The 22,107-nt window shown below is 68.2% G+C and carries 20 protein-coding genes; 5 read left to right on the plus strand and 15 right to left on the minus strand.

Annotation, left to right across the window (positions count from 1 at the left end; genetic code table 11):
• Positions 1 to 121: 121 nt before the first annotated feature.
• Complete coding sequence (locus GH815_RS06230; RefSeq protein WP_153747888.1) at positions 122 to 1,165, plus strand: succinylglutamate desuccinylase/aspartoacylase family protein; 1,044 nt, start codon at positions 122 to 124, stop codon at positions 1,163 to 1,165.
• Here the strand turns inward: GH815_RS06230 and GH815_RS06235 are convergent.
• From GH815_RS06235 to GH815_RS06245, 3 genes are read right to left on the minus strand one after another with little or no spacing between them, the layout of a single operon-like run.
• Positions 1,162 to 2,505 (minus strand): MATE family efflux transporter, encoded by a 1,344-nt coding sequence (locus tag GH815_RS06235; protein WP_153747889.1) that lies wholly within the window; start codon positions 2,503 to 2,505, stop codon positions 1,162 to 1,164. The two genes, GH815_RS06230 and GH815_RS06235, sit on opposite strands and share 4 nt — an antisense overlap.
• Positions 2,498 to 3,007 (minus strand): PaaI family thioesterase, encoded by a 510-nt coding sequence (locus GH815_RS06240; RefSeq protein WP_132696768.1) that lies wholly within the window; start codon positions 3,005 to 3,007, stop codon positions 2,498 to 2,500. The genes GH815_RS06235 and GH815_RS06240 overlap by 8 nt, the downstream gene beginning before the upstream one ends.
• Positions 3,004 to 3,435 (minus strand): PaaI family thioesterase, encoded by a 432-nt coding sequence (locus GH815_RS06245; protein ID WP_153747890.1) that lies wholly within the window; start codon positions 3,433 to 3,435, stop codon positions 3,004 to 3,006. The genes GH815_RS06240 and GH815_RS06245 overlap by 4 nt, the downstream gene beginning before the upstream one ends.
• 96 nt (positions 3,436 to 3,531) lie before the next feature.
• Here GH815_RS06245 and GH815_RS06250 point away from each other — a divergent pair, with 96 nt between their 5' ends.
• Both GH815_RS06250 and GH815_RS06255 read left to right on the plus strand, forming a co-directional pair.
• A complete protein-coding gene (locus tag GH815_RS06250; RefSeq protein WP_153747891.1) occupies positions 3,532 to 4,674 on the plus strand; it encodes a putative manganese transporter in 1,143 nt (380 codons plus the stop codon).
• 53 nt (positions 4,675 to 4,727) lie between these two features.
• Positions 4,728 to 5,117, plus strand: coding sequence for a MerR family transcriptional regulator (locus tag GH815_RS06255; RefSeq protein WP_153747892.1), 390 nt, complete (start codon positions 4,728 to 4,730; stop codon positions 5,115 to 5,117).
• Positions 5,118 to 5,139: 22 nt separating this feature from the next.
• Here GH815_RS06255 and murD read toward each other — a convergent pair whose 3' ends face one another.
• The 12 genes from murD to GH815_RS06315 form a co-directional block, all read right to left on the minus strand.
• Positions 5,140 to 6,549, minus strand: a complete 1,410-nt coding sequence (gene murD / locus GH815_RS06260; RefSeq protein ID WP_153747893.1) for a UDP-N-acetylmuramoyl-L-alanine--D-glutamate ligase — start codon at positions 6,547 to 6,549, stop codon at positions 5,140 to 5,142.
• A 100-nt stretch (positions 6,550 to 6,649) separates the two neighbouring features.
• The gene (locus tag GH815_RS06265) at positions 6,650 to 7,069 is read right to left on the minus strand and encodes a hypothetical protein (RefSeq protein ID WP_153747894.1); all 420 of its coding nucleotides are present in this window, start codon (positions 7,067 to 7,069) and stop codon (positions 6,650 to 6,652) included.
• A 27-nt stretch (positions 7,070 to 7,096) separates the two neighbouring features.
• Positions 7,097 to 8,182: a phospho-N-acetylmuramoyl-pentapeptide-transferase gene (gene mraY / locus GH815_RS06270; protein WP_153747895.1), complete on the minus strand. Its 1,086-nt coding sequence runs from the start codon at positions 8,180 to 8,182 to the stop codon at positions 7,097 to 7,099.
• On the minus strand, positions 8,182 to 9,630 hold the full coding sequence (locus GH815_RS06275; protein WP_153747896.1) for a UDP-N-acetylmuramoyl-tripeptide--D-alanyl-D-alanine ligase: 1,449 nt from the start codon (positions 9,628 to 9,630) through the stop codon (positions 8,182 to 8,184). The genes mraY and GH815_RS06275 overlap by 1 nt, the downstream gene beginning before the upstream one ends.
• Positions 9,627 to 11,114 (minus strand): UDP-N-acetylmuramoyl-L-alanyl-D-glutamate--2,6-diaminopimelate ligase, encoded by a 1,488-nt coding sequence (locus tag GH815_RS06280; RefSeq protein WP_153747897.1) that lies wholly within the window; start codon positions 11,112 to 11,114, stop codon positions 9,627 to 9,629. Before GH815_RS06280 ends, GH815_RS06275 begins: the two co-directional genes overlap by 4 nt.
• 13 nt (positions 11,115 to 11,127) lie before the next feature.
• Positions 11,128 to 12,906: a peptidoglycan D,D-transpeptidase FtsI family protein gene (locus GH815_RS06285; RefSeq protein ID WP_153747898.1), complete on the minus strand. Its 1,779-nt coding sequence runs from the start codon at positions 12,904 to 12,906 to the stop codon at positions 11,128 to 11,130.
• Positions 12,903 to 13,268 carry a cell division protein FtsL gene (ftsL, locus tag GH815_RS06290; RefSeq protein WP_153747899.1) on the minus strand — a complete coding sequence of 122 codons (366 nt, stop codon included), beginning with the start codon at positions 13,266 to 13,268 and terminating at the stop codon, positions 12,903 to 12,905. The genes GH815_RS06285 and ftsL overlap by 4 nt, the downstream gene beginning before the upstream one ends.
• Entirely contained in the window at positions 13,269 to 14,267 is a 999-nt protein-coding gene (gene rsmH / locus GH815_RS06295) for a 16S rRNA (cytosine(1402)-N(4))-methyltransferase RsmH (RefSeq protein WP_153747900.1), read from the minus strand.
• A 3-nt stretch (positions 14,268 to 14,270) separates the two neighbouring features.
• Positions 14,271 to 14,774 (minus strand): division/cell wall cluster transcriptional repressor MraZ, encoded by a 504-nt coding sequence (mraZ, locus tag GH815_RS06300; protein WP_132696417.1) that lies wholly within the window; start codon positions 14,772 to 14,774, stop codon positions 14,271 to 14,273.
• 586 nt (positions 14,775 to 15,360) lie between these two features.
• The gene (locus GH815_RS06305) at positions 15,361 to 16,434 is read right to left on the minus strand and encodes an Mrp/NBP35 family ATP-binding protein (protein ID WP_153747901.1); all 1,074 of its coding nucleotides are present in this window, start codon (positions 16,432 to 16,434) and stop codon (positions 15,361 to 15,363) included.
• Positions 16,435 to 16,968: 534 nt separating this feature from the next.
• Entirely contained in the window at positions 16,969 to 18,060 is a 1,092-nt protein-coding gene (locus tag GH815_RS06310) for a Hint domain-containing protein (RefSeq protein WP_153747902.1), read from the minus strand.
• A 120-nt stretch (positions 18,061 to 18,180) separates the two neighbouring features.
• The gene (locus GH815_RS06315; RefSeq protein ID WP_153747903.1) at positions 18,181 to 20,532 is read right to left on the minus strand and encodes an ATP-dependent helicase; all 2,352 of its coding nucleotides are present in this window, start codon (positions 20,530 to 20,532) and stop codon (positions 18,181 to 18,183) included.
• Between the two features lie 513 nt (positions 20,533 to 21,045).
• On the opposite strand from GH815_RS06315, the gene GH815_RS06320 reads away from it, so the two are divergent.
• Positions 21,046 to 21,372, plus strand: a complete 327-nt coding sequence (locus GH815_RS06320; RefSeq protein ID WP_170290301.1) for an RNase H family protein — start codon at positions 21,046 to 21,048, stop codon at positions 21,370 to 21,372.
• Between the two features lie 117 nt (positions 21,373 to 21,489).
• The coding region (locus tag GH815_RS06325; RefSeq protein ID WP_153747905.1) for a ParB N-terminal domain-containing protein at positions 21,490 to 22,107 on the plus strand (618 nt) is incomplete at its 3' end.

Genomic DNA, 22,107 nt, shown 5'->3' on the forward strand with positions numbered 1-22,107 from the left:
GGCGCTGCCCCCGCCCCCCTGCGCCTGCCGCGTGATCCGCGATATCGGGCGGCGCCCCCTTGCCAGCCCGTCGCGCCAGTCGTAACGCTTGGGGGATGACCTGTCCCCCGCCCCCTGCCCCATGAGCCTGCGCCCGGGCTTCGAGCTCGGCGATGCGCTGGTGCCTGCGGGCACGCGGCGGACGGTCGATCTGCCGGTTTCGGTGCTGTCGGATCATACCCCGGTCACCATGTCCGCCCATGTGATCCATGGCCGCCGCCCCGGGCCGGTGGTCTTCGTCACCGCGGGCATCCATGGCGACGAGGTGATCGGGGTCGAGATCGTGCGGCGGCTGTTGAGCCTGCCCGCGCTGGCGGGGCTGGCGGGGACGTTGATTGCCATTCCCATCGTCAACGCCTTCGGCTTCCTGAACCTGTCGCGCTACCTGCCCGACCGGCGCGATCTGAACCGCTGCTTTCCGGGCTCGGCCGGGGGGTCGATGGCCGGGCGGCTGGCGGATCTGCTGACCCGCGAGGTCGTGGCGCGGGCCGATCTGGGGATCGACCTGCATTCGGCGGCGGTTCACCGCACGAACCTGCCCCAGATCCGGGTATCACCGGGCGATGACGAATTGCTGCGCCTGGCCCGGGTCTTTGCCGCGCCGGTGGTGCTGCGCTCGGCGCTGCGCGAGGGCTCGCTTCGGCAGACCGCGCGCGAGATGAAGGTGGGGATGCTGCTTTACGAGGCGGGCGAGGGTCTGAGATTCGATGAAACCGCCGTGCGCACGGGCGTTGCGGGCATCCTGCGGGTGCTGCATGACCGCGGCATGATCGCCGCAAGGGGCGTGCCGCGTGCGCGCCGCGCGCCGCTTGTCTGCCACGCCGCACGCTGGCTGCGCGCACCCCAGGGCGGGCTCTTGCGCAGCAGTTGCACCGAAGGCGATCTGGTCGAAAGGGGCGATGTTCTGGCCGTGGTCTCGGACCCGTTCGGCGAGGTCGAGGCCGAGATCCGCGCCCCCGAATCCGGCATCATTCTCAGCCGCGCGGTGCTGCCCGTGGTCAACGAGGGCAATGCCGTCTTTCATCTGGCCGCCATCGCGCCCGAAGCGCAGGCGGATGAGCGGATCGGGGCATGGTCCACCGGGCTGGAGGCCGACAGGCTGTTCGACGAGGACGAGATTCTCTAGCGCCGGTCCGCCGCCATTTCGAGCGCCGGATAACGCAGCCCCAGCGTGACCGCCCGCGCCACGAACGAGATCAGCAGCGCCATCCAGAGCCCGTGATTGCCGTAGGCCGGGACCAGTGCCAGCGCCGCCGCCGCATAGATCGCCGCCGCCACCGCCATCATGTTGCGCATGTCGCGCGTGCGCGTCGCGCCGATGAAGATGCCGTCCAGCATGTAGGAGGCCAGCCCGAAGACCGGCGCCGCGACCATCCAGGGCAGGTAGCCGCGCGCCGCGGCACGCACCTCTGCCGATGTGGTCATCAGGTCTATGATCGCCCCGCCGAACAGCGCAAAGGCCGCCGCCAGCCCGATCACCGTCACCACGCCCCAGAGGCTGGTCATCAGCGCGGCCCGGCGCAGCGTGGCGCGGGCGCGGGCGCCCATCGCCTGGCCCACCAGCGCCTCGGCGGCAAAGGCGAAGCCGTCCAGCGCATAGGCGGTGATCTGGAGGAATTGCAGCAGCACCTGATTGGCCGCCAGCGGCACGTCGCCGAAGCCCGCCGCGACGAACAGGAACGAGACGAAGATCGCCTGAAGCAGCAGCGAGCGGATCAGGATATCGGTATTGACGGCGGCCATGTGCCTGAGCCGCGCGGGGTCGAACAGGCGCGCGCGGTCGCGCCAGGCCGCGCCCCGGAGGGCATCGCGACAGAGCCACAGGCCCAGCCCCGCCCCCGACCATTCCGCCAGAAAGGTCGCGACGGCCACCCCCTGCACGCCCCAGCCCAGCCCGAGCACGAACCACAGGTCGAGCACGATATTGACCGCGTTCATCCATAATTGCAGCACCAGCACCGCCCGCGTGCGGCCCTGCGCGATCAGCCAGCCGGTAATCCCGAACAGCCCGATGGCCGCAGGCGCCGACCAGATGCGGATCGCCATGTAGTCGCGGGCCAGCGTCTCGACCTCGGGGCTGGCGGGCGCGATCCGGAAGGCCCCGGCGAACAGGGACCATTGCAGCGCGATCAGCACCAGCCCCGCCGCGCCCCCGATCAGCAGCGCGCGCGACAGCATCGCATCGACCTCCGCCCGGTTGCCCGCGCCCAATGCCTGGGCGGTCAACCCGGTCGTGCCCATCCGCAGGAAGCCGAACACCCAGTAGAGCGCGGCCAGAATGATCGCGCCAAGACCCACGGCGCCGATCGGCGCGGCCTCGCCGATCTGGCCGACGACGCCGGTATCGACCGCGCCCAGGATCGGCACGGTGGCATTCGACAGCACGATGGGCAGCGCGATGGCCAGGACCCGGCGATGGGTCAGCGGGGGCGGCGCAGGCGCGGCCCCGGCAGCGCTGTCAGCCATTGCGGGGCGGCATCAGGAAATGGCCGGTGGCCTGTGCGTAAAGCCGGGCGCGGTTGTCCTGCCATGCCTCGACATGGACGGACGCATAGCGCCGCCCCGAGCGATTGACCCGCGCCCGCGCATAGGCGTCGCGCGGCAGGCCGGTGCGCAGGTAATCCACGGTGAAGTCGATGGTCTTGGGCAGGCGCGGCAGGGTTTCGGGCGTCAGCGCGAGGGGGTCCAGCGCGCCCGATTCCATGTCCTCCCAGATGATCGCCCAGCTCAGCCCGATGATGGCGGTCACTTCCAGAAAGGCCGCGGTCACGCCGCCATGCAGGGCGGGCAGCAGCGGGTTGCCGATCAGCTTGTCGTCGAAGGGCAGCAAAGCGGTCAGTTCGTCGCCGCGGCGCTCGAACTCGATGCCGAGGAAGTTGATATAGGGCACGCCATGGACCAGCGCGGACAGCGCCGCATCGCGGCGTTGCTTGATGACCTGGACGGGTTCGGGGGCCTTGCGGCTCATGGCTTGCCCCCGCGTTCCACGGTAAAGGCCCCCGCGGCGGTGGCCACCGGGTTTTCGCGGTCCTCGTCGGTGGCGATGGCGCGCACGAAGGCGACCGAGCGGGTGACATGATAGCATTCGGCCCGCGCGGTGATCCGCTGGCCGGGGGCGGCGGCGCGCATGTAGTCGATGCGTAGGTCGATGGTCGCGGTGCCGACGGGGGCGTCCTTGTGGCTCATCACGGCCGCACCGCCGCAGGTGTCCAGCAGCGCCGAGACCGCGCCGCCATGGATCACGCCGCTTTGCGGATCGCCGATCAGGCGGGGGTCATAGGGCATCGAGATCTCGGCCACGCCGTCGCCGATGTCGTCCACGCGCATGTTCAGCGCGCGCGAATGCGGGATCATCTCGATGAATTGCCGCGCGATCCGGGCCTTGTCCTCGTTCATCGGGCACCCCCTTTCCGCCCGATTTATTGGCCCTTGCCAATCCCCCCGCAAGTGCTAACTTCTGCAATTGAGAACCATTTGCAATTGTGGCCGGATATGGCGACCAGGATCATCGACAGGAACATGCGGCTTGGGGCTGCGCTGCCGGGCGGATTCCGCCCCCGGCGGCTGGCGGTCGCGCTGCTGCTTCTGGCGCTGGCGGTCGCGCCGGGCGAACTGGGGCGGCTGACCCGCGAATTGATGACCGATGCCTATGTGCAGGTCAGCGTCTTCGTGGCCGCGACGCTCATGCTGTTCTACGGCTCGGAACGGCTGTTCCGCTTTGACCTGGGCGAGGCGCTGCGCGGCGCGCGCGGCTGGCAGGTGCCGCTGGCCGCGCTTCTGGGCGCGACGCCCGGCTGCGGCGGCGCGGTGGTCGTGGTGGCGGCCTATACCTCGGGCAATGCGCGGATGGGCGCGGTGGTGGCTGCGCTGACCGCGACGATGGGCGATGCCGCCTTCCTGCTGCTGGCAACACGGCCCGATGCGGCGGCGGTGGTGCTGCCACTGTCGCTGGCCGTCGGCATCGTGACGGGCTGGCTGGTGGACCGGTTCGACCGTTCCGACCTGCCCCGGCTGCATGGCGCCTCGGGCGAACTGGCCCCGCGGATCGGGCGGCTCAGGCCACGCGACATCGCCTATCTGCTGCCGCTGCTGCCCGGGCTTGCCGTGGGCATCGCCCAGCTTGTCCAGATCGAGGTCGCGATGCTGCAAGCGCTGCCCGTGACCGCCATCGCGCTGACCGGCACGGCGCTGGGCCTGTTCATCTGGTCCAGTTCGCCCGTCACCGCGATGACCAATGCCAGGGATGCACCGCTGACGCGCATGGCCGAGGAGACCAGCTTCATCTCGGTCTGGGTGATCGGCGCCTATCTGGCCTATGACTATGCGGCCGCGTTCGGCGGGCTTGACATCGCCGCATGGTTCCAGACTGTTGCGCTGCTCTTGCCGTTGATCGCGGTAGTGGTGGGTTTCGTTCCGGGCTGCGGGCCGCAGATGCTGGTGACGATGCTGTATGTCAACGGTGCCCTGCCCTTTGCCGCGCTGATCGGCAATGCGATCTCGAACGATGGCGACGCGCTGTTTCCCGCTATCGCGATCAACCCGCGTGCGGCGATCATGGCGACCGTCTATTCCGCCATCCCGGCACTGCTGGTCGCCTATGGCTTCCTTCTTTTCGCCCCGGATTTCATGAACTAAGGTTGCGCCAAGCGGAACAGCCGCGCCGCGGCAGGGGCAAACTGGAAGGGTCGATGTCCGACACCCGTCTGACATTCAAGGAAATGTGCGCCAGGTTCGACGTGACCCCGCGCACCTTGCGCTATTACGAGTATATCGAGCTTCTCAGCCCCGATAAGGAGGGCCGCGCCCGCTTCTACACCCCGCGCGAGGTGGCGCGGATGACTCTGATCCTGCGCGGACGGCGTTTCGGCTTCGGGCTCGAGGAAATCCGCCAGTGGCTGCTGATCTATGACGAAAAGGGCAGCCGGGCGCAGCTTGAGAAGCTGATCGAGATGGCCGACCGCCAGCTTGTGGCGCTGGCCGCGCAGCGCGACGAGATCGACCGCTCGCTGACCGAGCTGGAGGCGCTGCGCCGCGAGGTTGTGACCACCCTTTCCGGCAAGGACGCCCCGGCCCGCTGATCGCAGGACCGTCCCCGGGCGCTCAGGACAAGGCGCCCAGAGCCTGGCTGACCTGGGCGACGAAATCCTCGCCCCGGCGTTCGAAATTGTCGTACTGGTCAAAGCTGGCCGCGGCGGGGGCAAGCAGCACGACATCGCCCGGTTCGGCCTCGGCCGCGGCGCGGGCGACGGCGGTCGCCATCGCGGTGCAGACCTCATGCGGGATGTCGCGCAGATGCAGCGCGAAGGCGGCGGCCTCGCGCCCGATGACATAAGCCTTGGCGACATTACCCAGATGCGGCGCAAGTTCGGCCAGCCCGCCCTCTTTCTCAAGCCCGCCACAGATCCAGCGGATGCGCGCAAAGGCGGCCAGCGCACGCGCGGCCGACGCGGCATTGGTGGCCTTGGAATCGTTGACGAAACGCACGCCGCCCGCCTCGGCCACCAACTGGCTGCGATGCGGCAGACCGGCGAAATCGTGAAAGGCGCGCTCGATCTCCCTCGGCCCGATGCCAAGGCAGCGGGCGGCGGCATAGGCGGCGCAGGCGTTCTGGTGGTTATGCACGCCGGGCAGACCGGGGATGGCGCGCAGGTCGATGCTGGCCACCTGTCGGCCCTTGCGCCATTCCGCCAGAAACCCCTTGCGCGCAAAGACCGACCAGCCCGGCCCGGTCAGCTTGCTTCCCGCCGAAATCCGGATCACCCGGTCATCGGCAGCCCCCTCGGCCATCTGGTTGGCCAGAAACCGCCCCTCGTCCTCGTCCACGCCGATGATCGCCCGATCCGGCCCGCCCTCGGCAAAAAGTCGGCGCTTTGCGGCAAAATACCCGCCCGGCCCGCCATGACGGTCCAGATGGTCGGGCGACAGGTTGGTGAAGACCGCAATATCGGGGGTCAGCGCGCGGGCCAGTTCGGTCTGGTATGAGGACAGTTCCAGCACCACCACCCCGCCCTCGCCCGGCGGGTCGATATCCAGCACGCCGCGCCCGATATTGCCCGCAAGCTGGCTGTCGCGGCCCGCCGCACTCAGCACATGATGGATCAGCGCCGAGGTGGTGGACTTGCCGTTCGATCCGGTCACCGCGATCACGCGGGGCGGGCTGTCGAAGCCCTCCCAATCCTCGGTGGAAAGCGAGCGGAAGAACAGCCCGATATCGTTGTCCACCGGCACCCCGGCGGCCCAGGCGGCGGCAACCACGGGGTTCGGCGCGGGGTAGAGATGGGGGATGCCGGGGCTCAGGATCAGCGCGACGGCTCCCTCCAGCGCGCCCGGTCGGGTCAGGTCGGCGGGCGCGAACCCCTCGGCCTGGGCGGCGGCGCGCGCGGTCTCGTTGTCGTCCCAGACCAGCAACTCGGCCCCGCCCGCCCGCAACGCCCGCGCCGCCGACAGGCCCGACCGCCCCAGCCCCAGAACGGCGACCCGCGCCCCCTCAACCCCGCGCACCGGAATCATTCCCCACCCCTTTCAAAGGTGGGCGGAGCATGCCCATCACGGGGCGCCGGATGCAAGACGGCCCGGCACGCGCAAGGCGTGTTCCCGACCGCCCCGGCCCTCAGACCAGATAATGCCAGCCCAGCATCAGCGGCGGCATCGCCACGGCGGTCAGCGCGAACAGGAAGCCCGCCGTGCGGTTGCCGCCCATCCGCCGCACCGCGCCGCTGATCGCCGGGGCGACCACGATCGAAGCCAGCACGATCGGCAGAATGCGGTCGAAGATCGGCGCACAATTCTGCGGCTCGGCAAAGTTCGCGATGCAATAGGGCACGATCTGGTTAGAGAAGACCAGCACCAGCGCGATCAGATAGCCGATGAAGGCGATCACCGCATAGGGCGGCACGCCATCCCAATGCTTGAGCGTGACATCGGGGGTCACCGCATGAAGCCGGGGAGACGCCCAGAACGCGCGCCGGTCGCGTTTGGGGCCGGGCCGGACTTCCCGGACGAATTCTTCGTCCACGATCTTGTATTCCATGCTCTCATCCTCCTGTTCCCCCGGGCGTCAACGCACCTTGAGGGTCGCCAGCCCGATCAGCGCGAGGATCAGGCTGATGATCCAGAACCGTATCACGATCTGCGGCTCCGCCCATCCCTTCTTCTCGAAATGGTGGTGGATTGGTGCCATAAGGAACACACGTTTTCCGGTAGTCTTGAAATAGGCCACCTGGATGATGACGGACAGCGCCTCGACCACGAAAAGCCCGCCAACTATGGCCAGAACGATCTCGTGCTTGGTCGCGACCGCGATCGCGCCCAGCGCGCCGCCCAGCGCCAGCGAGCCGGTATCGCCCATGAAGACAGCCGCCGGTGGGGCATTATACCACAGGAATCCCAGCCCAGCGCCGATCAGTCCGGAGCAGAAGATCAGGATCTCGCCGGTGCCCGGGACGTAATGGACATCGAGGTAATTGGTGAAGTCGACCCGGCCGACCGCATAGGCGATCACGCCCAGCGCAGCCGCGGCGATCATCACCGGCATGATGGCCAGCCCGTCCAGCCCGTCGGTCAGGTTGACCGCATTCGCCGAGCCGACGATCACGATCATGGCGAAGGGCACGAACAGGATGCCCAGGTTGAACAGCGCCGACTTGAAGACGGGCACCGCAAGCTGGTTGGTCAGGGCCTCGGGGTGGACCGAGGCCGCCCAGTATCCCGCAACCGCCGCGATCAGCAGCCCCAGCCCGAAACGCACCCGGCCGGGCACGCCCTTGACGTTGTTGCGCGACACCTTGGCGTAGTCGTCGGCAAAGCCGATGGCGCCGAAGGACAGTGTCACGAACAGCACCATCCAGATATAGGGGTTGTCGAGCCGCGCCCAGAGCAGGGTCGAGACGATCAGCCCGCCAAGGATCAGCACCCCGCCCATCGTCGGCGTGCCGGCCTTGGTTTCCAGATGGCTTGCGGGGCCATCGGCGCGGATCGGCTGGCCGTTGCGCTGACGCCGACGCAAGAGGTTGATCAGCGGCCGCCCGAACAGGAAGCCGAACAGCAAGGCGGTGAAGAACGCCGCACCAGCCCGGAAGGTGATGTAGCGAAACAGGTTGAAGATGCCGCCCCCATCAGAGAGATCGGCCAGCCAGAACAGCATCAGTCAAGGTCCTCGTCGGTTTCGCGGACCGCTTGGCCCAGTTTGCCCAGCGCGTCAACGACGATCGAGACGCGGCTGCCCTTGGACCCCTTGACCAGCACGACATCGCCCGCATCGACCAGATGATGGACCCGCGCCGCCAGCGGCTCGGCCTCGTCGAACCACTGGCCGCGGCGCTTGAGCGGCAGCGCGAAATAAAGCGCGCGCATCCGGGGTCCGACGCAATGGACCAGATCGACGCGGCCCATCGCGGGCAGATCGGCAAGGCCCGCATGCAGCGCCTGTTCCTGTTCGCCAAGCTCCAGCATGTCGCCGAGGATCGCGATACGGCGGCCCTGGGCGACGCGACCGACCCCGTCGCGGGGCACGGCGGCGGCCAGCACCTCCAGCGCAGCGCCCATCGAGGCGGGGTTGGCATTGAAGGCGTCGTCAATCACCTCGAGCGCGATCTCGCGGTCGATCGGGTCAAGCGCGATCCTGAGCCGCGCGCCGCGCCCGCCGGGCGGAACCCAGCCGCCCAGATCGCATGCCGCAAGCGCCCGATCGATGCCCAGCGCCTCGGCCACGGCCAGCACGCCCAGCGCGTTCATCGCGAAATGCCGGCCCGGCGCGCGGATCTTGAACAGCAGCTTCTCGCCCTGCGCCTTGGCCTCGACCACCGTGGAATTGGGATGAAGCTGCACCTTGATCAGCCTGAAATCGCAGGCTTTCCCCTGCCCGAAGGTAAAGACGGTCGTGGCCCGGGCGCGGCCTGCCTCGGCCAGGATCGGGCTGACCTCCAGATCGGCGGGCCAGATCGCGGCGCCGCCCGGCTCCAGCCCCTCGAAAATCGCCGCCTTCTCGCGCGCGATGCCCGCCAGATCGTCGAAGGCGGCCAGATGGGCGGGGGCAACCGTGGTGATCAGCGCAACATGGGGCCGCGCCATGCGGGCCAGCGGCGCGATCTCACCGGGATGGTTCATGCCGATCTCGATCACCGCGAAATCGGCATCGACGGGCAGCCGCGCCAGCGTCAGCGGCACGCCCCAATGGTTGTTGAAGCTCGCCTCGGCAGCATGAACCCGGCCCTGCCCGGCCAGAACCGCACGCAGCATCTCCTTGGTCGAGGTCTTGCCGACCGAGCCCGTCACCGCCACAACCCGCGCCCGTGCCCGCGCCCGGCCCGCCTGCCCCAACGCCACCAGCCCCGCCAGCACATCGGGCACGATCAGAAGCGGCGCATCGGGGGCAAGCCCCTCGGGGATGCGCGACACCATCGCCGCGGCCGCCCCCCGGGCCAGCGCATCGGCGACGAAATCGTGGCCGTCGCGCTGGTCGGTCAGCGCAACGAACAGATCGCCGGGCGCAAGGCTGCGGGTGTCGATCGACACGCCCCTTGCGCGCCAGTCGCAACCGGTCTGCCCACCGGTGGCGGCTGCGGCCTCGGCTGCCGTCCAGAGCACGCTCATGCCAGCCGCCCGTCCAGCGCGGCAACCGCCACGCTGGCCTGTTCGACATCGTCGAAGGGGAACACGTCGTCGCCGACGATCTGGCCGGTCTCATGGCCCTTGCCCGCGATCAGCAGCGCGTCACCCGGCTCCAGCGCGTCGACGCCGCGCAGGATCGCCTCGGCCCGGTCGCCAACCTCGCTCGCGTCGGGGCAGCCTTTCAGTATTTCTGCACGGATCACCGCCGGAACCTCGGATCTGGGGTTGTCGTCTGTCACATAAGCGATATCGGCATGTTCGGCAGCCGCCGCGCCCATCAGCGGGCGCTTGCCCCGGTCGCGGTCGCCACCCGCGCCAAAGACGATGACGATGCGGCCCATCACATGCGGGCGCAGCGCCTTCAGCGCGGTGGCGATGGCGTCGGGGGTATGCGCGTAATCGACAAAGACCGCCGCCCCGTTCGCCCGCCGCGCGGCCATCTGCATCCGCCCGCGCACACCGACAAGATCGGGCAGCGTGTCGAAGACCTGCCCCGGGTCGTCGCCGCAGGCAATCGCCAGCCCTGCCGCCAGCGCCACGTTATGCGCCTGGAACCCGCCGATCAGGCCAAGGCGCACCTGCCGCGCCCGCCCCTGCCAGTCGAGCCGCAATTCCTGCCCGGTCGCATCGAAGCGTTGCGCGGCGATCCGCAGATCCGCCGCCGGGTCGGAACCGACGCTCAGCACCTCCTGCCCGCGCGCCCGCGCCAGAGAGGTCACCGACACCCCCTTGGGATCGTCGATATTGACGACCGCGGTGCCATCCTCGGGCAGCACGCGGCCGAAAAGCCCGGCCTTGGCGGCGAAATAGGCATCGAAGGTCTCGTGGTAATCCAGGTGGTCCTGCGTGAAATTGGTAAAGCCCGCCGCGCGCAGCACCACGCCGTCAAGGCGCGCCTGGGCAAGGCCATGGCTTGACGCCTCCATCACGGCATGGGTGACACCCGCCCCGGCCATCTCGGCCAGCAGGCGATGCAGCGTCAGCGGGTCGGGCGTGGTGTGCGCCAGCGGCGCCTGATAGGCACCCTCGACGCCGGTGGTGCCAAGGCTGGCGGCCTGATGGCCCAGCAGCGTCCAGATCTGGCGGGTGAACTGGGCGACCGAGGTCTTGCCGTTGGTGCCCGTGACCGCGGCCATCGTCGCGGGCTGGCCGGCGAACCACAGCGCAGCGGCGCCCGCAAAGGCCGCGCGCGGGTCTTCGGCCACGATCAGCGCGGCCTGACTTGCGGCCAGCGCCCCGGCCGCGATCCGTGCGCCTTCGGCATCGGTCAGGATCGCCACCGCCCCCCCTGCCAGCGCCTGCGGGATAAAGGCGCCGCCATGGGCGCGGCTGCCGGGAAAGGCGGCGAACAGGAAGCCGGGGCGCACCGCACGGCTGTCGATGGCAAGGCCCGCCACGCGCGCCTCGCGCCCCCCCCGGGCCCGAAGACCGAGCGCAGCGAGCGATTTCTCCGAGCGATGCGCCATGATCCCCCGCGCGCTAATTCGCGGCCAGTGTTACTCCAAAGCCCGAGGCGGATTCAATCTCCGGCCGCAGCCCCAGAAGCGGCGCGGCGCGGCGCACGATCTCGCCCGCAACCGGCGCGGCGGTCCAGCCGGCGGTGCGGCGCGGTTCGCTTCCGGTGCGGTCCTCGGGCTCGTCCAGCGTGACCACCAGCACATATCGGGGGGCGTCAGAGGGAAAGATGCTGGCAAATGTCGAAAGCACCTTGTCCTTGTGATAGCCGCCGGTGCGCTTGGGCTTGTCGGCGGTGCCGGTCTTGCCGCCGACCGAATAGCCCTCGACCTCGGCCAGGGTCGCCGTCCCGTGCGCGACGACATCGCGCAACATCGACCGGATCGCGGCCGATGTCGCCTCGGACACCACCCGCTCGCCCGGCTTGCCACCCCCGGCCAGCAGCGTCGGCGTCACCCGGAACCCGCCATTGGCCAGCGTCGCATAGCCCGCGGCCAGGTGCATCGGACTGGCCGACAGCCCGTGGCCATAGGAAATCGTCAGCATCGAGATATCGGTCCAGCGCGGCGGCAAGAGCGGCTTGCCGGTCGGCGCCTCGACCAGTTCCAGCGGCACCGGCACCAGAAAGCCCAACTGGTCCAGAAACGCCCGCTGGCGTTCCGCGCCGATACGCTGGGCCAGACGCGCGGTCCCGATATTCGAGCTTTTCACCAGAACATCGGTCACCGACAGTTCGGGGCCGTAATTGCGGAAATCGCGGATGCGGTAGCGGCCCCAGACCATCGGCCCCTTGGTGTCGATCATGGTCTTCGGCGTGACGATGCCCTCTTCCAGCGCCTGGGCGATGGTAAAGGTCTTGAAGGTCGAGCCAAGCTCGTAGACCCCCTGCACCGCGCGGTTGAACAGCGGGCTGTCGGACGGATCGCCCTTGGTCGGCAGGCGCGGACGCTCGTTGGGGTCGAAATCGGGCAGCGAGGCCATTGCGATCACCTCGCCCGTATGCACATCCATCAGGATCGCCGTCGCGCCCTTGGCGTTCATCAGCCGCATCCCGCCCGCCAGCACCCGCTCGACCGAGGCCTGCACGGTCAGGTCAAGCGACAGCCGCAGCGGTGCGCCGCCATTCGCCGGATCGCGCAGCCAGGCATCGAACGCCTGTTCGACACCCGCGCGCCCCACCACCTCGGCCGAGGACACACCCTCGCGCCCGAAGCCGGACCCGCCCAGCACATGCGCGGCCAGCCGGCCATTGGGGTAAAGTCGCATCTCGCGCGGGCCGAACAGCAGGCCCGGATCGCCGATGTCATGCACCTTCTGCATCTGTTCGGGGCTGAGACGGCGCTTGATCCACAGGAACTTGCGTTCCCCGGTAAAGTCGGCCAGCAGGCGCTGTTCGTCCAGATCGGGGAAGATCTGCGCCAGTTCCCGCGCCACGCGGGCGGGTTCGATCATGTTGGGCGGCTGGGCGTAAAGCGCATGCGTGGCCAGATTGGTGGCCAGGATATTGCCGTTGCGGTCCACGATATCGGCGCGCTGCGCGACGATGGCCGCACCCGACGCGGCGGCGCGCGGCTCGGTGGGCACCGCCGCGGCCAGCGTGCCCATGCGCACCCCCACCACCACGAAGGCGGCACAGAACATCACGCCCAGCATCAGCAGCCGCCCCTCGGCGCGGGTACGGGCGCTGTCGCGCATCCGTTCGTGGCGCAGCCGCAGGTTCTCGCGCTCGATGGCGGCGGGGTTCTCGCCCCGGGCGCGGGCCTCGAGGATGCGGGCAAGCGGGCGCAGCGGCGTGCGGATCATGGCTGGGGCTCCAGATCTTCGTCGGCGAGCAGACTGCCCAGAAGCTCTATCGGGATCACGATCTCGGGCAGTTCGAAGGTCGGATAGGCGACCTGGTCGATCCCGGCGAATTGTTCGGGCGCAAGCGGCAGCAGTTCCAGCCGCTCGAAATTCAGGTTGGCCAGTGCGCGCAGCCGGTCGGGCCGGTTCAGATAGGCCCATTCGGCGTTCAGGATCGCGCGCCGCTCGCGCAGCATCCCGATATCGCGGTTCAGCCGCTCGACCTCGGCGATGGTCTGCTGGGTGGCGTAGTTCTCGCGATAGGCCCAGACCGCAAGCCCCATCACCGCCAGCGCCGTCAGAACGTAGAACAGACTGCGCATCTAGCCCCCTTCCATGATCGCGGGCAGGCCAAGCTGGCTGCGATCCACCGGCCCCGCGGGCGCATCGGTACGTTCGGCAACCCGCAGCTTGGCCGAGCGTGCGCGCGGGTTGGCGGCCAGTTCCGCCTCGTCGGGGCCGACGGCCTTGCGGGTGAGGATACGGAACCGCGGCGCCTCGCTGGGGGCCTCGGGCGCATGGCGGCTGCCCCCGCCGGACTGGCCCGCGCGCAATTGCAGGAAGCGTTTCACGATCCGGTCCTCGAGCGAATGGAAGGTCACGACCGCCAGCCTGCCGCCCGGCTTCAGCGCGCGTTCGGCGGCCTGAAGCCCCGCCACCAGTTCGCCCAGTTCGTCGTTCACCGCAATCCTGATCGCCTGAAAGCTGCGCGTCGCGGGGTGGATCTGGCCCGGATGCGGACGCGGCAGGCAGCGGGCGATCACCTCGGCAAGCTGGCGGGTGGTGACGATGGGCGCGATGGCGCGGGCCGCGACGATGGCGCGCGCGATCCGGCGCGCGGCGCGTTCCTCGCCGTAATGAAACAGGATATCGGCCAGCGCGGCCTCGGGCGCGGTGTTGACCAGATCGGCAGCCGAGGGGCCGGTATCGCCCATCCGCATGTCGAGCGGGCCATCCTTCTGAAAGGAAAAGCCGCGCTCGGCCTGGTCGATCTGCATAGAGGACACGCCAAGATCCAGCACCACGCCGTCAAGCGGCCCCTCTGAATGGTCGTCAAGCTGCGAAAACGTGCCCTGCACCAGCCGCAGCCGGTCGCCGAACTCTGCCGCCCAGCCCTGCGCCATCGCGAACACGCTGGGGTCGCGATCAACCCCGATCACGCGATCCGCCCCGGCCTCGAGCAGGCCGCGGGCATAGCCGCCCGCCCCGAACGTGCCGTCAAGCCACACCCCCCCGACCGGCGAGACCGCTTCGAGCAGGGGCCGCAGCAGGACGGGGATGTGGGGCGGTTCGGAGGGGTCAAGGCGTTCCGCGGCGGCCATCCCCTAGCCCTCCAGCGAACCGTCGAGCAGCGAGGCGACGTCGAAATCGGGCGGCAGGTCGTCGAGCCGCGCGCGCGCCCGGGCCATTTCCTCGGTCTCGAAGGTATCGGGGTTCCAGATACGGAACGTGTCGCCGTGGCCGATGAAATACGCCTCGTCGCCGAGTTCGATCTTTTCCCGCAGCTTCTGGGGCAGCACCAGCCGGCCGTCATTGTCGACCTCGGTGGTGTGGGACTGGCCGTTATAGGTCAGTTCGAGGATCTGACGCTCGATCGAGCCGCGCGGCTTGGCCGCGATCTTGCGGTCGATCTCCTCCATCGCTTCCATCGTGTAGCATTCAAGATATTTGCGGCGATGGTCGCCATAGACGATGACAAGCTGGGGGCGCTGGCCGTCGGTACAGTCGGGATCCCCGGCTTCGAGCACGCGGCGGAACGTGGACGGGATCGACACCCGGCCCTTCGCATCCACCTTGTGGCGGCTCTCGCCTCTGAACCTGCGCGCCACCGGACGACCGCTCCTTCCGCTTCACCGTCGGGCTGGTACGAAAACGGCGGACCGAGCTGCTGCCACTGCCCGATCCGCCGCCCTCGTCCCGCTTCGGGATGCCCGGCTGCGCGCGCCACCTGGGGGGATGTTCTGCTCGCCCGCGCGCCGGATCTGTGTTTTTCGATGAAGCTGGGTGCCTGTATGAAACCTGGTGCCTCGCGGGGTCTTGATGCCCCTGTGTCTGCCCATCCTCATCGGATGTTTCAGACATACTATGCCACTTCATGGTATTCAATGTTTTTCTATGGTCATCCACGGCACCAGACGGGCGGATTTCCCCCATCTCTGCCGGATTTCAGCGTCCGATCACGGGCAACTTCGCCCCATGTTGCGAACGGGCGCGTCACGCCTACCAGATGCAGTAGGGCACCCAGTGAGCAGGGTTTTTCCCGTGATTTCCCGAAAGATCTGCCCGGATCTGCTGCCAGAGGCGGTCGCGGCCCGGATTCCGGCCCGAAAGCGCCCCTGACACAGCCTCACGCGCGGGTGATTCGCGGTGAAAACGGGCGCGAAGATGACCGCGCCCATGAATTCCCGTGGCCGATCAGGCCATCCCGCCGCCGATCAGACGGGCGGCGATATGGGCATAGGCATCGGCCTGCGGCCCCTCGCCCAGCGCCACCGGCTGGCCCGCATCCCCCGCCAACCGCACCTCCAACGCCAGCGGCAACGCCCCCAGCAGCGGAACGCCCAGCGCCTCGGCCTCGGCGGCGACGCCGCCATGGCCGAAGATATGCGCCTCGTGCCCGCAATTGGGGCAGACATAGGTGGACATGTTCTCGATCAGGCCCAGAACCGGGGTGCCCAGCTTGCCGAACATGTCGATGGCCTTGCGCGCGTCGATCAGCGCCACATCCTGCGGCGTCGAGACGACGATGGCCCCGGTCAGCCGCGTGCGCTGGCACAGCGTCAACTGGATGTCGCCCGTGCCCGGCGGCAAATCGACCACCAGCACGTCAAGCGGCCCCCAGTTCACCTGCGACAGCATCTGCTGCAACGCCCCCATCAGCATCGGCCCGCGCCAGACGACAGCCTGCCCTTCGTCCAGCATCAGCCCGATCGACATCATGGTGACGCCATGGGCCACCACCGGCTCGATGGTCTTGCCATCGGCCGAGGCGGCGCGGCGGGTCACGCCCATCATGCGCGGCTGCGAGGGGCCGTAGATGTCGGCATCCAGCAGGCCCACCCGGCGCCCCTGCCGGGCCAGCGCCACGGCCAGGTTCGAGGCCACGGTCGACTTGCCCACCCCCCCCTTGCCCGAACCGACAGCCAGAATGCGGTCGATCCCGGCGGGCGTCTCGGGGCCGGATTGCGGGGTCGGGTGGCGGCCGAATTTCAGCCCCTGCTCCGGCGGGGCCTTGGGCGCGGGACCATGGGCGGTCAGCACGACAGACGCGCGGGCCACACCCGGCAGCGCCTCGACCGCGGCCTGGGCAGCGGCGCGCACCGACTCCAGCCCGGCGGCCTGGCCGGGATCGGGGGCCTCGATCACGAAGCGTACCGTTTCGCCCTCGATCCCCAGTGCCCGGACCATGTCGCGCGAGACCAGATCGCCGCCACCGGGCAGCGCGATCCGGGACAGGGCATTGAGCACGGCATCGCGCGTGACGGGCATGGAGATCTCCTTTCCAGAGGTTTGCGGCCGGCGGGCCCGCCCCATAACTTGGCCAGACGCAGGCGAAGGGCAAGGGCGTTCGCGACATGCCCGTTTCCGCAGCACGGGGCGGATGCAGCGCCCCGAAACATGTCAGCATGACTTATGCGTTTTCCGCATGGCGGCAATTCACCCGCAAACTATTGTGCAGCCGCAGCATTGCCGTATGTTGATCCCAACGGCGCGCGGCAGAAGTCGCGGTCGGGTTCGAGAAAACGGCCCGACATGCCAACCGGCTGGGAAACCCCTCCTCCTCCCTGGGTTTCCTTGTCTAGCGGCGACACCTTCCTCCTCCTTGGTGTCGCCGCACCCTTTCGGGGCCTTACCGCCCCACCGAATGCGACGGGTCGTCTCCTCCTCCCTGACACCGTCGCTGACAAGAACGGCGGCGCCTCTCCTCCCTGGCGTCGCCGTTTCTTTTTCTGGTCAATGTCAGATCGAAGGTCGGCCCAGCGAAGTGATCATCACCTTCCGGGCATCGCTGCCGGGTGCGTGCTATCCCGACCGTGCCAGCCGGTGCAGCGGTTCCATAGCGCCCGCCTGGCCAAAGGCCGTCCCCTGCCCTGCGGCGACACCGGCCGAACCGAACAGCGCCCGCGCCTCGTAGACGCGCAGGATCGGCCGCGCGGCCTCGAACGGTTCGGCCCCGGCGGGGGTGACGTCAAGCTCGGGGAAATGGGTCGCGATCTCGTCGCGCGATTCGGCATCAAGCGCGCGGCGGGCGACATCGCCCAGGAACAGGCTTTCGCAGACCGCACCCTCGGCCCGCACCAGTTCATGGCGCTCGAACAGAAGATGGACATAGCGCACCACCGGCCACTCGACGATGGCCGAACCGCCGATCCCGGCCAACGCATAGGCCCGGGCGGGAATCAGTACCTCGGGCTCGGCGAATAGCTGCGTTGCCATTGTCGAGGCATGCAGCACGCGATGCTGCTGCGACAGCACAAGCGGCCGTTCATTGCCCAGCGCGCCCGACGGAAACACCACCGGCGCCATCGGCCCGGTGCCGCGGGTCACGCTCTGGCCGACCCAAAGCAGCATCTGCGGCCCGCGATCGACGGTCTCGACCATCATGCCGGGCGCAAGGCTGGCGGCGCGGACCGGCCCGCGCGGCGTGGCGATCAGCGTCTCGGCCTCGAAACACAGGATGGGGACGGAATATTCGGTATCGGGGTCGCGGTCATAGACATAGAAGCCGGGGCTCCGGCCGTTTCGCAGGTTGGTCCGGTACCAGTTGTCCAGATCGAAGCCCGGCGACCAGACAACCTGGACAAGCCTGCCGGTCTGGTCCCTCCCCTCGAACACCACGGCATGACCCGAAGCGAACCCGATCTCGTCCGACCGGATCACGGCGGCGTTCGGCACCGTGGTTGTCCCCTCCCGGCCGCGAAAGCTGATCTCGTAGAGATCGCCGAGCGAGAACAGATAGGGGTCGGGATCGCCCGGCGTCGAGGTGATCACAAGATTCGTGGTCGCGCCCGGCTTGTCGTCGAAGGTGGACGTGCCCGCGCCGCCAGCATTGCTGTTGACGTTGTTGCCGGTCGAGACGGCGAATTCGGTGTCTGTGGCGCTGAACGTGACCATGAATACAGAGTCCTTCCCTGACGGACTCTCGTCTGACGCCCCGAAAGAAGTGTTAACCCGAATCCGGCGCCAAGGGCATATTTCGATTGGATTTTCGGCAAATGACGCGGGTTGCGGCAGCTAGAACGGCACGTCGTCCGCCTGCCCTGCGGCAACGACGAAACGGGCGACCACCTTCTTTTCGCCGGCCTTGTCGAAGGCGATGTCCAGCTTGTCGCCCTCGGTCCCCGTCACCGTGCCATAGCCGAATTTCTGGTGGAAAACGCGCGCGCCGGGGTCGAAGGCGGCGATTGCCTCGGCGTCGATGACGATGCTGCGGGCTTCCCGGGGCTGGGCAAGAGGGCGCTGGGCGCTGCGGGCCTGCAACCGCTTCCAGCCGGGCGAGGCATAGACATCGGCCCGCGTCGCCGCATCCTCAAGGCTCGATCGCTGCGGCGCGCCGCCACCGTAAAGCCCCGGCGCGGTCAGCACCTCGACATGGGCCTCGGGCAATTCGTCGATGAAGCGCGAGGGCAGTTGCGACTGCCACTGGCCATAGACGCGGCGATTGGCGGCAAAGGAAATCGTGCAGACTTCCTCGGCCCGGGTGATGCCGACATAGGCCAGCCGCCGTTCCTCCTCGAGCCCCTTGAGCCCGCTTTCATCCATCGCGCGCTGATTGGGGAACAACCCGTCCTCCCAGCCGGGCAGGAAGACCACGGGAAATTCCAGCCCCTTGGCGGCATGCAGCGTCATGACCGATATCCTGGCGCCGCCCTCCCCGGTCTCGTTGTCCATGATCAGCGCGACATGCTCAAGAAAGCCCTGAAGATTCTCGAATTCCTCCAGCGCCTTGACCAGTTCCTTGAGGTTTTCCAGCCGCCCCGGCGCCTCGGGCGTCTTGTCGGCCTGCCACATCGCGGTATAGCCCGACTCATCAAGGATGCGCTCGGCCAGTTCGATATGGCTTTCGCGCGGATCAAGCGCGGCGCCATGCCAGCGGCCGATGCCTTGCACGAGCTTCCTGAGTTCCGCCGCGCCCTTGCCGCCCAGCGCGCCGCTCTCCAGCACCAGCCGCGCGCCCTCGACCAGCGGCACGCCATGGCTGCGCGCCATCTGCTGTATCGTCTGCTGGGCCTTGTCGCCAAGGCCGCGCTTGGGCGTGTTCACGATCCGCTCGAAGGCCAGATCGTCGGCGGGCGAGACGGCGAGGCGAAAATAGGCCATCGCATCGCGGATCTCCATCCGCTCGTAGAAGCGAGGGCCGCCGATCACGCGATAGGGCAGCCCGATGGTCAGGAAACGGTCCTCGAAGGCGCGCATCTGGTGGCTGGCGCGTACCAGAATCGCCATGTCATCCAGCGTATAGGGGCGCAGCCCGCGGGTACCCCGCGTCATCGCCTCGGCCTCGTCGCCGATCCAGCGGGCTTCTTCCTCGCCGTCCCAATGGCCGATCAGGCGGACCTTTTCGCCGGTCTCGGCTTCGGTCCACAGCGTCTTGCCCAAGCGGCCCGTATTGGCGGCAATCAGGCCCGAGGCGGCGGCCAGAATATGCGGGGTAGAGCGGTAATTCTGTTCCAGCCGGATCACCTGCGCGCCCGGAAAATCCTTTTCGAACCGCAGGATGTTGCCCACTTCGGCACCGCGCCAGCCATAGATCGACTGGTCGTCGTCGCCCACGCAGCAGATGTTGCGATGCCCCCCCGCCAGCAGCCGCAGCCACAGGTACTGGGCGATGTTGGTGTCCTGATACTCGTCCACCAGGATATAGCGGAACCAGCGGCGATACTGGTCCAGAACGTCCGGATGCGCCTGGAAGATCGTGACCATGTGCAGCAGCAGATCGCCGAAATCGACCGCGTTCAGGTTGCGCAACCGGTCCTGATAGGCGGCATAAAGCTGAACCCCGCGATTGTTGAAGGCGGCGGCGTCCGAGGCAGGCACCTGCGCGGGCGTCAGGGCGCGGTTCTTCCACTGGTCGATGATCCCTGCAAGTTGCCGGGCGGGCCAGCGCTTTTCGTCGATCCCGGCCGCGGCGATCTCCTGTTTCATCAGGCGGATCTGGTCGTCGGCGTCGAGGATGGTGAAATTCGATTGCAACCCCGCCAGCTCGGCGTGGCGGCGCAGAAGCTTGACGCAGATCGCGTGAAAGGTGCCAAGCCAGGGCATCCCCTCGACCGCCTCGCCCATCAACCGGCCGATGCGGTCCTTCATCTCGCGCGCGGCCTTGTTGGTGAAGGTGACGGCCAGCACCTCGTTCGGCCGGGCGGTGCCGGTGGTCAGCAGATGCGCGATGCGCGCGGTCAGCGCACGGGTCTTGCCGGTGCCCGCGCCAGCCAGCATCAGCACCGGCCCCTCCAGCGTTTCAACCGCCTGCCGCTGGGCGGGGTTCAGCCCGTCGAGATAGGGCGCAGGCCGGGCGGCCATCGCCCGCGCAGACAGGGGCAGACGGGCGGCGGCCTCGAAGGCTTCGGAGTCGTCGATGGGGTTCATGGGGCCAATCTAGCGCGGACGGGGCGGAAGGGGAAGGCGAGTTCGCAGAATGTTCCAACCCGACCACGTCAGCGGGATCGGCATTCCCCGTTGTACCGTCTTCACGGCGATTTCAGGCGGGCGAACCTTGCATTGTCCAGCGCAGGGGCGCGACGGACCCGAGGCTGGTGCCGGTGGAGGGCGCGGTGATCGAAAATCGAACGCGCCGCAACCGTTTATTCTCAAGAACTTATGCCGAAGCGCCTGCCCGAGTGTGGACCTTGCGCGGGCCGATTGTGGACCCGCGAGGAGAGAGGTAGCGGGGACCGGGAGGGCGCGTCAAGTGCCGGGTGGACGCCAACCTCGATTAGTTGCCCCCGGCTCAAGGTGTCACAGCTTGAACTAGATCGACGCCCCCGGACGCCCGCTCCATCTGGCCTTCAGGGACTCGTATAGCTGCCCCGGCCCCAGAAGGACGTCCTTCAGGCCATCGCGGACTTCAGCCGAATCCAAGGCCTGCTTGCTCATCGTCGAGTGGGCCTCGAAGGCATCAATGACCGCGTCAAGAATGGCTTGCGCTGCCTGCGCCGTGACGAGGTCGCCCCGATCATCATCCGCTCAGACAGCCAGTACCTCATCAAGGGGATGTCAGAGTGGACGCCCGGTTGGATCAAAAGGGGCTGGCGCAAATCAGACGGCAGGCCGGTCGAAAATCAGGACCTCTGGATCGACCTCCTGTCGGAAGCAACAACGCGCACGCTGAACTGGCAGTGGGTGCGCGGCCACGCCGGGGACAAGTATAACGAGGAGGTGGACGCAATAGCGCAGGCGCAGGCGCAGGTGAGCCAGAAGCCGACTTGACGGAGAAGTTCCGGCACACACTGCCCGATCACCACGCATTACGGCCCCTGCCACATCGGCGGGGGCCTTCTTCATTCCGGCCCATCGTGGGGCCGCGCGATCACCAAGGAACCACCCATGACCATCACCGCAAAAGCCACCGCCACGCCCAGCTACCGCCGCGCCTATGTCCAGCCCCGCGAGATCACCCGCGACCCGGCCTTCACGGTCCGCGACATCCGCGAAGATCACGTCAGGACGCTTTATGCCGCCCTTCGCAACAGCGGACGCCTTGACCCGGTCCTTGTCTGGGAAGACCTCAGGGACCCCGACAGGCTCCGCCTGGTGCTTCTGGACGGCCAGCACATCCTCGCCGCCTACGAGAACCAGCGTCGCAAAACGAAGGTCGCCAAGGGCATCCCCGTCCGCATCGTCACCTGCGACGAGATCACAGCCCATCGCCTTGCCGCCCAGCGCAACAGCCGCGACAAGCTGCCCCTGACGTTTGCCGAGAAGATGAACCTCGCATGGCGTCTGGTGTGGCTGGCGGATGCCGCTCTCTCGAAGGCGGACATCGTGGGCGATACCGGCGCGAGCCGCACCACCGTTCACAACATGCGGCAGCGCCGCAGGGCAATGATCGCCGCCGGGAAGCAACCGACCGGGGAATGGTGGCGGGACGCCAAGGACACACCCCCGGAGCAACCAGAGGAAACCGACATGGAAGCACGCATCGCAGAACTTGCCGACACCCTG

Source organism: Rhodovulum strictum (assembly GCF_009649175.1).
GTDB lineage: Bacteria > Pseudomonadota > Alphaproteobacteria > Rhodobacterales > Rhodobacteraceae > Rhodovulum > Rhodovulum strictum.